This is a genomic window from Roseimicrobium gellanilyticum (genome assembly GCF_003315205.1).
GTDB lineage: Bacteria > Verrucomicrobiota > Verrucomicrobiia > Verrucomicrobiales > Verrucomicrobiaceae > Roseimicrobium > Roseimicrobium gellanilyticum.
Map to the genome: position 1 here is coordinate 341,364 of NZ_QNRR01000002.1, position 11,718 is coordinate 353,081.

9 protein-coding genes are annotated in these 11,718 nt (G+C 60.6%); 4 read left to right on the forward strand and 5 right to left on the reverse strand.

Annotated elements, in window-relative coordinates; all coding sequences use genetic code 11:
* Positions 1–83 precede the first annotated feature (83 nt).
* A complete protein-coding gene (locus DES53_RS06755) occupies positions 84–1,220 on the reverse strand; it encodes an O-antigen ligase family protein (protein ID WP_211325467.1) in 1,137 nt (378 codons plus the stop codon).
* A 362-nt stretch (positions 1,221–1,582) separates the two neighbouring features.
* Positions 1,583–2,227 carry a helix-turn-helix domain-containing protein gene (locus DES53_RS06760; RefSeq protein WP_113958119.1) on the reverse strand — a complete coding sequence of 215 codons (645 nt, stop codon included), beginning with the start codon at positions 2,225–2,227 and terminating at the stop codon, positions 1,583–1,585.
* A 156-nt stretch (positions 2,228–2,383) separates the two neighbouring features.
* Here DES53_RS06760 and rsmA point away from each other — a divergent pair, with 156 nt between their 5' ends.
* Positions 2,384–3,706, forward strand: a complete 1,323-nt coding sequence (rsmA, locus tag DES53_RS06765) for a 16S rRNA (adenine(1518)-N(6)/adenine(1519)-N(6))-dimethyltransferase RsmA (protein WP_113957475.1) — start codon at positions 2,384–2,386, stop codon at positions 3,704–3,706.
* Between the two features lie 182 nt (positions 3,707–3,888).
* Positions 3,889–4,617 carry a hypothetical protein gene (locus DES53_RS06770; RefSeq protein WP_113957476.1) on the forward strand — a complete coding sequence of 243 codons (729 nt, stop codon included), beginning with the start codon at positions 3,889–3,891 and terminating at the stop codon, positions 4,615–4,617.
* A gap of 34 nt (positions 4,618–4,651) precedes the next feature.
* Here DES53_RS06770 and DES53_RS06775 read toward each other — a convergent pair whose 3' ends face one another.
* Together DES53_RS06775 and DES53_RS06780 are read right to left on the reverse strand one after the other, a co-directional pair.
* The gene (locus tag DES53_RS06775; RefSeq protein WP_113957477.1) at positions 4,652–6,085 is read right to left on the reverse strand and encodes a sulfatase-like hydrolase/transferase; all 1,434 of its coding nucleotides are present in this window, start codon (positions 6,083–6,085) and stop codon (positions 4,652–4,654) included.
* A gap of 49 nt (positions 6,086–6,134) precedes the next feature.
* Entirely contained in the window at positions 6,135–7,235 is a 1,101-nt protein-coding gene (locus tag DES53_RS06780) for an alpha/beta hydrolase family protein (RefSeq protein ID WP_170156912.1), read from the reverse strand.
* Between the two features lie 99 nt (positions 7,236–7,334).
* Between DES53_RS06780 and DES53_RS06785 the strand changes: the two genes are divergently transcribed.
* A complete protein-coding gene (locus DES53_RS06785) occupies positions 7,335–8,219 on the forward strand; it encodes a sugar phosphate isomerase/epimerase family protein (protein WP_113957479.1) in 885 nt (294 codons plus the stop codon).
* Between the two features lie 171 nt (positions 8,220–8,390).
* Here the strand turns inward: DES53_RS06785 and DES53_RS06790 are convergent, their stop codons facing one another.
* Positions 8,391–10,952 carry a PVC-type heme-binding CxxCH protein gene (locus DES53_RS06790; RefSeq protein WP_170156913.1) on the reverse strand — a complete coding sequence of 854 codons (2,562 nt, stop codon included), beginning with the start codon at positions 10,950–10,952 and terminating at the stop codon, positions 8,391–8,393.
* A gap of 179 nt (positions 10,953–11,131) precedes the next feature.
* On the opposite strand from DES53_RS06790, the gene DES53_RS06795 reads away from it, so the two are divergent.
* A complete protein-coding gene (locus DES53_RS06795) occupies positions 11,132–11,716 on the forward strand; it encodes a thioredoxin family protein (protein ID WP_113957481.1) in 585 nt (194 codons plus the stop codon).
* Positions 11,717–11,718 lie beyond the last annotated feature (2 nt).

Consider the following 11,718-nt stretch of genomic DNA (forward strand, 5'->3'; position numbering starts at 1 on the left):
TTTCCGGATCAGGTTTTCAGCAACGCGCCCAAAATCTGAAGCCGCAATCGTCGCCTCCGGCTCAGACCGCTCCACTATCCCCTCTACGCCAGCGCATCCCTCCGCTTCCACCAGGCGGACGCGGCAGTCACCAGCGGAAAGGTGATCAGGAGCGGCTCCATCTGCGGAATGCTCAACAGGCTGGTGAGTGTCTGGCCATCAAAGATGAGCCCTGTGCAACCAAAGACCAGCAGTACGAACCACGTGTCCTCACTGGCACGCGCAAGCGAATGCGCTCGCTTCAGCCCAATGAATAGGAGCGTGAGCATGAGCCCCAGGCCAATCAGGCCACCGTGCACCAGCGTGGCGATGAAGATGCTGTGGTGGTGCATGTGCATGTAGGACAGACTGCGTGTGAAAATCTCTGCCGGTCCCCACTGGCCTACGCCGATGAGCCACTCATGCGGATCAATGAATCCACGCATGGCCCGCGCATAGATCTCTGTGCGTCCTCCGTCCCAGCGTGTCAGCATTTCCTGGATGGGTGCCGAGGTGTGGGAAGCCTCCACGGGAGGGCTTATTGCTCGTGTGGCCACCTGCCAGTTCACCAGTCTCGCTACGGAGGGACCCGTGATCTGGAACAGCGTAATCGCTCCGAGCAAAGCGACCCACGGCAACGTTGAGCGGCGTACTCCGCGGACGAATGTCAGAGCTACGTGGGCTGCGAGCAGGGCCAGCAGCGCTCCGCGGCACCGGGTGAAGCATACTGCTGCCAGCAGGATTATCAGTGAGATGTTCAGAAGCAGTCGCTCGCGCGGCGCCGCCACACGATCGCGGATGCACCAGAGCCACATGAGGGCGAAGCCGTAGGTGAGGCCCGTGGTCACGGAGTTGAGTCCACCATGGACAAACCAGTTTGTCAGCCGCTCACCAAAGACGTGGTTGGGCAGCATGCCGTAAAAGATGACGATGCTCACTGCAGCCGAGAAGGCCGCGCTGTAGCCTGTCCACAGTCCAAGTCGATCCAGGCTGCGCAAATCCTGCGCTACATGCCAGGTGACGATGGCAAAGCAAGCCAGCAGCACTCCCCCCAGCAGCCAACCGGTAGCAATCATGCCATCCCTGCCATCCACCATGCCATAGCCAAACAGGGAGCGGACCGTCATCCAGCAGAGGAAGTACGTGGCAATGGCGCGAAAGGCGTCGCCACGTGCCTGCGTCCAGATGGCCGTCCAGGGCATGCACACAAACGCAAGAGGCACCAGTGCCAGCATCCAAAGCCCCCGGAGAAAATCATTGTACATCAAGTACTGTCCGCAGAGATAGCCGAGCAGGAGGATGCGGCATGCATTCAGGGCTGTTGCATCATCAATGCGCGCATGCCTCCGCCACAGTCTGCTCCACCACCATCCGGTTCTGAGGACGGGTTCGGCGACACATTGGGTGACAACAGCCTCTGCTGGCGGTGGCATTGAGCAACCAATTCAGAATTGGGGTATTGGCGAGTGACAAGAATGTTGCGCACGGATCAATTGCGGCGCCACCCAATGCCAGACGTGCTACCTTCGGAGATAACAAGGTGACGAAGAAAATGGGTGCGGGCTCAATCCACGCGTGCCGTTGGTGTTGCGGGGGTGGTGTCAGCGCTTTCTTCAGTGCTTTGTGAAGGCTCAGAGGGAAGGGGATGGGCCACCAGCACGAGACGGTGCGGCCTGCCTCCCGGAGCCTCTGCATCGTGGTACTGGGCCGCGAGTGAGGTGATGCTCTCTGTGAGCTTCTGCGTGAATTCGGCTCTCTCCGCAGCCGAGCGAAAGCGGATTTCAGTATCGATGGATAGAGTGGCGAGCCGCTTGTCCGCCTCCCGGGCGCGGCGCCACAGGTCACCCACCTCACGTACGATGCGTGCGCCCAGCGCGATGAGGTAGCTGGCGGAAAGGCGATCTGCCGTGCGCGTGGTATCTGCGGCCACCGGACCCAGGGCTTTGGGCGAGACGACGTATGAGATCGCGGTAGCCACCATGCGCCGCTCCGTGAGACCACCCCACTTGCGCTCGCCTGCAGGCTTCACGAGATGGTGCTCCTCCAGCGCCTTCAGGTGGTAGTTCACCTTTTGCCGTGCCAGGCCACAGCGCACTGCAAGCTCCGCCGCCGAGGCGGGTTGGGCGAGTTCGGACAGCAGGCGGCTTCGCACGGGATGGAGCGCCACGGTGGCGGCTTCCGGATCGGCGATGACTTCCACATCGAGCATCATACCGCACAGCATGCGTTGACAAATAAACCTGTCAATGCCGCATGTTCACCGCGATGTTCCTGCGCTGCCGCTGTCATTCCTATCATTCTTTGCTGCTTCGCTGCTTTGCGTCTACTCTCCGCACTTCATTTGTTCCGCCCCAGACCTGCACTCATGTCCTTCAAACCCAAGAAAAGCCTCGGCCAGAACTTCCTCAGTGACGCCAACCTCGCGAAGTGGATTGCCGACCAGATCCAGCCGGATGGTGCTTCCTTTGTCATTGAGGTCGGCCCGGGGCAGGGTGCTCTCACGGAGCACTTGCTCGGCCGGCCCCAGCACCTGCTGTTGATTGAGAAGGACAACACACTCGCCGCGGACCTGCAGGAGGAGCTGGCGGACAGCGGCCATGCGGAGCTCTGGCATGGTGATGCCACCCGCTTTGACCTCCGCCCGCTGTACAGGCACGGTGGCGTGAAGCTGGTGGGGAATCTGCCGTACTCCATGGGTGGCGAGATCCTGAAGCACTTCCTCACACCGCCCACGCCCGTCGTGGAGGCAGTGTTCATGCTGCAGAAGGAAGTCTGCGAGCGCATCGCCGCGCGTCTGGAGGATGATGGCTATGGTGCGCTGAGCCTTCTGGTGCAGCATGACTGGGATGCCTCCATCCTGCGCATCGTACCACCAGAAGCCTTCAAGCCGCGTCCCCGCGTGCACTCCGCCATCGTACGGCTCACACCGAAGGCGCCGGGAACGCTTCCCGTGCACGACCGCCGTTTGTTCGACCGGCTGGTGCGCATGGGCTTCTCCCAACGACGCAAGCAGCTCAAGAATCTCCTCCCTGAAGCTCCTGGTGGATGGCAGGCACTGATGGACTCACTTGGTAAGCCGGTCACCGTCCGTGCAGAGGAGCTGTCCCTGATGGAATGGGTGCGCCTCACCCGGCACTATGAGAATCGTCATGAAGAAGACCGGGGTCAGAAGGCCAGCGAGATCTTTGATGTGGTGGATGCGAACAATCAAGTGACCGGACAGGCCACGCGTGGAGAGGTGCACGCGAAAGGCCTGTGGCACCGCGCAGTGCATGTGTTTGTGTTCAACAAACACGGCGAGCTCTGGCTGCAACAGCGCTCTCACCTGAAGGACGTGCATCCCCTCGACTGGGACTCCAGTGCTGCAGGCCACCTGGATGCCGGGGAAGACTATGCTGCCTCCGCTGCACGTGAGCTGAAGGAGGAACTCGGCATTGAAGCGCCCACTGTATGTGTGGGCACCGTGCCGGCATGTGAAGCCACCGGGTGGGAGTTCGTGGAACTCCACGTCGCAGAGCATTCTGGTCCCATGCACTATGCCCCGGAGGAGATTGCGGGCGGGCAGTTCTTCCGCATGGAGCAGATTGCCGATTGGATTGCCGCGAGACCGCAGGACTTTGCAGGGGGCTTCCTGGAGTGTTTCAAGGTCTGGCAGGCTCGCCAGAGTGAACCTGGCGCTCCGGTCTAGGCGTACGTTCCGGGCAGGCCAATGGTTGCCGGGAGAAGCGTTCAACCAATTGCACCACCGCCACAGCGTGTGCGAGTCGCGATTGAAGGTTGAACCCTTTTCTTGTATTCTATGACAAATATCTCTGCAGCACCTGCCTGCGGGCTGGCTGCGGTGAGTCAACACATAGCCAACCATCCGTTATGAAACCGGAAGAGCGCGCCACATTCATCCTTGGTCAGCTCAACTACGGCCTGCGTACGCAGTGGTCGCAGATTGAGGAAATCGAAGATTCCCTGGAAGCCATGCTTCGCGACGCCCACGCACGCGCGGACGTGCACATTCCACCGGATAAGCGCGCCCTGTGGGACCAGACGTGGAGTGAAGTGTGGCAAACTCTTTCCGCCATCCGCGAGGATGCCGCACAGTCCTGGCGGCTCTATGAGGCTGGTGATTCCGAACATGCTCCTGAGCCCTGGCGCGACATCTCCGCACAGGATGCCCAGCTTGATCGTCTTTTTGATACGCTCCAGCGCATCGGCCGTGAGTCCGTGCCCCAGCGTGATCTCGATCCCTGGTACGATTCGTGGAAGGGACACTGGGTCAACATCGATGGACGTCTTGCCAGCTTGCGCGCTCACGCCATAGCCACGCGTTTCCAGCTCGAGATGCGCAAAGAATACGGCCTCGACAAGGCGGACGACGTCACCCGTCAGATCCTTGAGCATCTGCCCGAGGACGCCACGCTCGAAGATGCTGAAAAATACGCTGCGGAGTATCGGAAGGCCTATCAGGAATTCGAAGACCATCGGGATCATCCCACACTTCGCGATATCTTCCGCGGTCTCCTCCTTTTCCCGGAGGACACTCCGGATGATCACCTTGTGCGCCGCCGGCGCACGGAGGAAGAAGCGGCGCTCCACAAGGAGTGAGGGCGCGTCGGCAGGATGTAATACCAAATATTGCTTACTCCTTGCGGAGAATTGGATCTCCCTTCTCCACCATCCACTTTTTCAGCTCTCCCATCATCGCTTCCCGACGTTGAGCTTGCTCCGGTTGCGAGGCGAGATCCTGCAGCTCATGCGGGTCTTCTGAGAGATGGAAGAGTTGGGTGCGGTTCGCCTGTGGGTACCAGATGAGCTTCCACCCATCCGTGGTTCGCACCATGCGTTGGGTGTCGGTAAAATACCCGAAGATGGCGCCGTGGATTTCCGGATTTCCACCGCGCAGCACGGGCAAGAGGCTTTTGCCCTCCACGCTTTCAGGAATCTCCACTCCAGTCAGCTCGCATACGGTGGGATACAGGTCGCGCAGGTAGCACTGTGCTGAGAAACGTTTGCCGCTGGGAATGCCGGGCCCAGCCATGATGAGTGGTGCATTAATGGTGTGCTCGTACTGGTTCTGCTTGCCCATCAACCCGTGGCTGCCGAGCGCGAGTCCCTGATCGCTGGTGAAGATGATGAGGGTATTGCTGAGGCGCCCCGTGTCTTCCAGAGCCTTCACCAACTTGCCGATCTGCGCATCGAGTTGCTCGACCAAGGCCAGGTAGACCGCGGTCTCGGCCTTCACCTGTTCCTCCGTGCGTGGCGCGGGAACGATGACTTCATCGCGGCCATTGATGTTGCCGTGGTCAAAGGGATGCTGTGGGCGGAAGTTCGCGGGCAGGGGTGTGTCTTCTGTTTTGAAGCGGCCTTCCTTTCCCTTGGGCCAGTGCAGCGGGTCATGAGTGGCGGTGAAGTTCACATGAAGGAACAAGGGCTTTTCCCTGGGGGATTGCAGCACCTGGCTCGCAGCATCGGCGATGTGGCTATCTGTGTCCGGCGTCAGGCCTACACCGAGCTCTGGCATCGCCTTTCCGTCGGATGATTTGAAGGTCCAGCCCTTGTAGCCAGTCACCGGGCGACCGGTGGCGCTTTGGGGAGAAGTAAGGGCGGCGTCTTTTCCAGCACCACCACTGCTGAAGAGGCCTGCGGTCGCCGCGTAGCCTCTCGCTACAGGCGTGCCGTGCACATGCCACTTCCCGGAGTGCACTGTGTGCCATCCTGCCGACTTCATCGCCTGTGGCCAGAGCACCCACCCGGCAGGGAAGGGGATATTGCCACCTGTCGAGGCTGCCTTCACCACGCAGCGCCCTGAGAGCATCTCTGTACGACTCACGTGGCAGATGGGGTAGCCGCATGCGGCCCGTGTGAAGACAGTGCCGCGCCCTGCCAGGGCGTCTAGGTGGGGTGTCTTGACGGTGGGATGTCCGAGCGTGTGCAGCACGTCGGGACGCAAGTCGTCCGCCACAACGATCAGGATGTCGGGCTTCGCAGGTTCAGCGGCCTTGGACATGGTTGAAGCACCGGATGCTGCCAGTGCAGTACCCAAGCAACCCATGAAGAGCGTTTTCCACCGCATGACAATAGAACGAATCGTCCGCAGTCGGCTTGCAGCGTGTGGTGGAGGTTCACTTCCCGCTTTCGCCGCCTTGCACGTCCAGTTTGATGAAGTCGCGGGTGTCCCACACTGGTGGTTTGCCTCGTTGTTGCCTGGCCAGCCAGTTCAGCGCCGCCTGGTGTACGATCTCATGCCCGCCCTGGAAGATGGTCACGCGCGTGTTCCCGCTGGTCTTGCGGAAGAGGGGTGTCCATGCGCCGTAGGTGGGATCAGCTTCAGATGCGGCCCATTCACCCGGAAGTTTTTGCGTCTTGTAATACTGGGTGATCAAGGCCTCCGGTAGACGCTCGTTCTTGTCCACCGCGGCGTTGAACGCCAGCAAGGAGTGCGTGAACGGCACACTGCCGCTGCGGCCATCCAGCACGCCGGCGGCGATGTCTAGCGGCACCGTTTTTGCGGCAGCCAGCGAGCTCAGGGGAGAGCGTTTCCACGCGTCCTTGCGAAGCGCCCCGTCGGCAGTTGGTCGACCACCGATTGCTGCTTCGATGTCACGTGCGTACTTGTCAGGTGTTGGCGTTTCTTTGCCATCAACAATGGCTGTCTTCACGTGGTCTGCGTGCCATTGCCCCACATCCGAGATGCCACACCAGGCGCTCACACCGGCCCAGATCTCCGGATGCCTGCCGGCCATTTGCAGGGCCATGTGACCGCCACCGCTCACGCCGATGAGGTAGATCCGGTTTTCATCAATGTTGGTCTTTTGTTTGGCCCATTCGACGGCTTCCACCACGTCTTGCACGGCACGATCGCTGCCAAGCGCCAGAGGGGTCTTGTTGGGGCCGCGAAAGTCTGGATGAACAAAGACCCATCCCTGGGCGATACACCACTCCGCGTACACGGCATCACCTCCAGCGGAGGCGTAGTTGCTGCTCCATGTGTGAAGACCCACGAGCAGCGGCTTCGGAAGCTTGCGATCCAGGGGGGCGTACCACATGGCAGGTTGCATCTGGCCATCACTGCACGGGATGTCGACACGCTTTACTTCTTTAGGCCAGATTTTCTTCGCGAGAGGATTTCCCTGCGGCGCCGTGGCAGGTGCCTGCGCCTGCAAGTCATGGGCGGGTGACAGCGCAAACATCAGAAAAAGAAGCGAGAGAAATCGTGGGGACATGCCGTCATCGTGTAGGAGAGGATGCTGCACTGTCAATCGCGTCGCGCACGCTCCGCTCCACATTGACACCTCCAACTCACCCTGCCAGCATTTGGACCCATGAACACGCGCCGCCGCTTTCTCCGCCAGTCCGTTGCCGCCGCTGCCGGCTCCCTTGGACTCTCTGCCTTGGCCCAACAACTGAAGCCCCAGGGAGAAAACATCTCCTACGGTCTCGTGACCTATATGTGGGGTGCTGAGTGGGACATTCCCACCATCATCAAAAACTTGACCGGGCTCGGTATCGGCGGCGTGGAACTGCGTGTGGATCATGCGCACAAGGTTTCACCTGCGCTGAGTCCGGAAGAGCGTGTGAAGGTGCGGGATCAGTTCACCGAGGGCGGCATTGAAATCGTCGGAATGGGCACGAACTGCATGTTCGACGCCATCGACCCCGCGAAGGTGAAGGAGAACATTGAGCTTGCAAAGCAGTTCATCAAGCTGAGCCACGACATCGGTGGCAGCGGTGTGAAGGTGAAGCCGGACAAGCTACACGAGAAGGAGGGTGTGCCGAAGGAGAAGACCCTGGAGCAGATCGGCAAAGCGCTTGCGGAACTCGGCGACTACGCCATCGGCTTCGGCCAGGAAATCCGTCTCGAGGTGCATGGCCAGGTGACCAACCTCGCCGATGTCCGCAAAGTGATGGAAGTGGCTGATGCCGATAACGTGCGTGTCTGCTGGAACTCCAATCCAGCCGATCTCGAGGGCGAAGGTCTTGAGAAGAACTTTGCCCTCGTGAAGGACTATCTCGGCCGCACCACCCACGTGCGGAAGCTCGATGATCCCAAGTACCCCTTCGCCACCCTCGCGAAGCTTCTCGTCGAAGCTGATTATGATGGCTGGGTTCTCTGTGAAGCCGCCGACAAGGTGGAGGACAAGGTCAAGGCGCTGGGCGAGCAGAAGGCGATGTGGGACAAGTTTGTGAAGGAAGCGAGGGCGAAGTAGTCAGTAGTCAGTAGTCAGTAGTCAGTAGTCAGTAGTCAGTAGTCAGTAGTCAGTAGTGGCGGGCGAGAGCAAGTCATGAGCCAAGTCGGCCGCATGGTTATGTTCTACTTACTACTGACCACTCACTCACTGCTTACTGAATACTGCGCACTGACCTACTGATTACTCGGGCTACTTCCTCTCCCTTAAATAGGCCACCAGGTCCCGCACTTCCTCATCGGTCAGCTTCGCCACCAAGCCTTCCGGCATGATGGAGAGGGGGAAGTGGTCGCGCTTGAGGATGTCCTGGATCTGTACTTCGAAGGCGTGGCCATCGAGGCCGATGTAGGTGTGGAAGTTTCCGCGCTCGGCGAGTTGGAAGACGGTGCGCGTCTGGCCATCGGAGGTGGCGAGTACGTAACACTCAAACTGCGGAGCCACGCTCCGGTTCGGCTGGAGCAGGGATTCCAGGATATAGTTGGAGGTCTTTGCGGAGCCGATGGTGGAGAGATTGGGTCCAGCGACATTTCCCAATCCTTCTGCGCGATGGCACATGGCACAGCCGCCCTGGCGAGGGCTCAGGAATACCGTGCGACCATTCGCGAGATCCGGCTTGCCCGGCACCTTGGCGAGATACTTCTCCCAAGCTTCGATATCTTGAAGCGGAGGACGCGTCGCAGGAGGAGCCACCGGCAGATAACTTGGTGCAGCCACTTCCTTCGCACGCGCGAGCGCCTTGTCGCCGTCGGTCTTGATGGCATCCAGCGCGGGTTTGTCCGCATCGGTGAGCGTGAGATACATCAGCGCGGCTACTCGCACGGAGGAGGAGCGCTTCTCATCGAAGGCCAGCTTGCGCAGCAAGGGTTCGCGGTTGTTGTCGCGCAGGGCGCCGAGCACATGCGTCACCCACTCCTGGAAGGTCGTGTCGCCCTCGGAGAGCAACGGCTCCAGATCCTTCGCCAGGAGCTGGCGCTCACGATCCGGCAGAATCTCCAGCGCCGTGCGCTTGAGTCGTGCCGGCGTGGCAGGGTCTGTGATGCGCTGCTTCAGCATCTTCACCAGGTCCGCTTCCTTCACTTCCGCGGAGTCGATGCGACTCAGAGCGGTGATACCACCGTAGAAGAGTGCCGGTGTGAGTTCAGGGTTTACGAGGAACTTCTCCACGGCACTCCGTGAGGGCGCGTAGCGCACATCCGAGATCCACTTCAGCGCGAGTAGCTGCACCGTGGGGTCTTCATCTTCGAGAAACTTCTGCGGCGGGATGATGGGTTCCGCATTCGTCCGCGCAGCATCTTGCTGGACCGCGAGCAGCAATCCCTGACGCTGACGCGGGTAGGAGAGACGCTTGTCCTTCATGATCCAGAGCAGATCTGTGTCACGTCCCAATCGCGTGACAGCCGTGGAGAATCGCCACGGGTTCGCATCATTCAGCCGGTCGGTGGCTTCCAGCGGGGTGACCTTCTCCTTGTTCAGGATCTTGCTGAGCTGCTCCTGCTTCCAGGTGATGCCGGACTTCGCGGCGAGCGGGGCCTTGAGTTCATGAGCCTCCTTGGCGGAGATGCGCCACACGCGGCCGTAGCCGTGGAGTTCATAATCGCGCTTCACCCAGTCGGAGAGGTAGATGGAACCATCCGCCGCCACGGCGAAGGCCACGGGGCGGAAATCCTGACCACCGTGCACGAGCACCTTCTTCTTCGCTCCATCATACGCATGCTCCCGATCCGGTAGTGTGTAAGCTTCCACGGTGTGGTCCACCCATGAGGCTACCAGCAGCTGCCCATGCCATTGGGCCGGCAGGCCGCGGAAGTCCTTGGCGGGGGATGGGGCATAGTAGATCACATCGCACGCAGCTTCACCGGTGCCTGCGAGCATGGGCAGGGTGCCGGGCAGCTCGCCATTCCACGCCACGAAGGGATGCAACCCGCTGCGGCCATAGCGGAACTTGTACCCGTAGTCGCCGCCTTCGATGATGTGATGCAGGCGGTTCGGCGGGCGAGAGTCCGGGTCGTTGTCCGTGGCAAAGATGTTTCCATCCGTGTCCACGCACATACCAAAGGGATTCCAGAAGCCATTGGCCACGCGGCGCAGCTTCCCGCCATCCAGAGTGATGTGGAAGACGTTCCCGCCCTCGCCCTGGTCGCTGTGCTTCACCCCATCCGCGCCGATGAGTGTGTACGCGGCGCCGAGATTCTCTCCCATGCCGAAGTAGAGGCCGCCCTTCTCATCGAAGGCCAGACCACTGAGACCATTGTGAGGATAGCGTCCCGTTGTTTCCAGGAACACCAGCTTGCGATCCACCTTCTCAGGCTTGCCATCGCCATCGTCATCGCGCAGGCGCAGGATTTCATCTCGCGTAGCGAGGTAGATGGCTCCATCTGGCGCCGTGGCGATGTCCATGGTCATGACCGAGTCCTGGAAGAACACCTCCGCCTTCTCGGCCTTGCCATCGCCATCCTTGTCCTGCAGCCAGAGAATGCGGTCCGTCTTCGGCCCCGTGAAGCCCTTGGGAGGGAAGTGTGTGTTGCTTTGGATGACGAGCAGCTTGCCATCCTTTGTGAAGGTCATGCCAATGGGCTGCTGCACCAGAGGCTCCTGGGCAAAGAGCGTCACCTGCATGGTGGCGTCATTCACCTTGGGTGGTTCCGCGGAGGCCGGCGGCGCCTGGGAAAAGAGCGTGCCCGGCACCAGTGTCACTGCGGTGGTAGCGGCCAGAGCGAGGGCGGACAGGAGAAATCGATGGGTGCAGGAGTGCATATCTCGTGAGCAGAGTATCGTGCGGAGCGCGCTTGAGTTTCGTATCATGCCGCCGGGTACCTCACGGTGTCCAGCGGAGAAAATGCACGACCGCTCCGAGACCCGGCTGCGTGGTCGTGTGACTTCATGCCGCCCGTGGTTGACCTGCGCCATACTTGGATTTAAACGGGCGGTTGTCCATGGCTGAAGTCCCTTCCACCCGCATCCTGCCTCTCGGAGCTCCCGCGCCGGATTTTTCCCTGCCTGAGCCCGGAGCAGAGCTTGTGACGCTCGCGGATGTCCGGGAACCCAAGGGCCTCATCGTCGCTTTCCTCTGCAATCACTGCCCTTTCGTGCTGCACCTTGCAAAGCACTTGGGCGAGTTCGCCGCGATCTGTGAAGCGAAGGGCGTCGGCTTTGTGGGCATCAGTTCCAACGATGTCTCCCGCTATCCCGCCGATAGCCCGGAGAAGATGCAGGCCATGGTAAAGACCTACGACTGGACCTTTCCGTACCTGTATGACGAAACCCAGTCGGTTGCACAGGCGTATCGAGCGGCATGCACGCCGGATTTCTATGTGTTTGATCATGAGCTGCGCCTTACCTATTGCGGCCAGTTCGATGACTCGCGGCCCAAGAATGGCAAACCCGTGACGGGTGACAGTCTCCGTGCTGCCGTGCAGGCCCTGCTGGATGGCTCACCCCCACTCGCCGAACAGCGCCCCAGCACCGGGTGCAATATCAAATGGAAGCCGGGCAACGAGCCCTCGTGGTACGCGAGCTAGCA

What these genes read in the sequence shown, in the direction of transcription:
- DES53_RS06775 (WP_113957477.1), bottom strand. Translation starts at nt 6,085, where the DNA reads ATGCGGTGGAAAACGCTCTTCATGGGTTGCTTGGGTACTGCACTGGCA.
- rsmA (WP_113957475.1), top strand. Translation starts at nt 2,384, where the DNA reads ATGTCCTTCAAACCCAAGAAAAGCCTCGGCCAGAACTTCCTCAGTGAC.
- DES53_RS06770 (WP_113957476.1), top strand. Translation starts at nt 3,889, where the DNA reads ATGAAACCGGAAGAGCGCGCCACATTCATCCTTGGTCAGCTCAACTAC.
- DES53_RS06785 (WP_113957479.1), top strand. Translation starts at nt 7,335, where the DNA reads ATGAACACGCGCCGCCGCTTTCTCCGCCAGTCCGTTGCCGCCGCTGCC.
- DES53_RS06755 (WP_211325467.1), bottom strand. Translation starts at nt 1,220, where the DNA reads ATGCCCTGGACGGCCATCTGGACGCAGGCACGTGGCGACGCCTTTCGC.
- DES53_RS06790 (WP_170156913.1), bottom strand. Translation starts at nt 10,952, where the DNA reads ATGCACTCCTGCACCCATCGATTTCTCCTGTCCGCCCTCGCTCTGGCC.
- DES53_RS06760 (WP_113958119.1), bottom strand. Translation starts at nt 2,227, where the DNA reads ATGCTCGATGTGGAAGTCATCGCCGATCCGGAAGCCGCCACCGTGGCG.
- DES53_RS06780 (WP_170156912.1), bottom strand. Translation starts at nt 7,235, where the DNA reads ATGTCCCCACGATTTCTCTCGCTTCTTTTTCTGATGTTTGCGCTGTCA.
- DES53_RS06795 (WP_113957481.1), top strand. Translation starts at nt 11,132, where the DNA reads ATGGCTGAAGTCCCTTCCACCCGCATCCTGCCTCTCGGAGCTCCCGCG.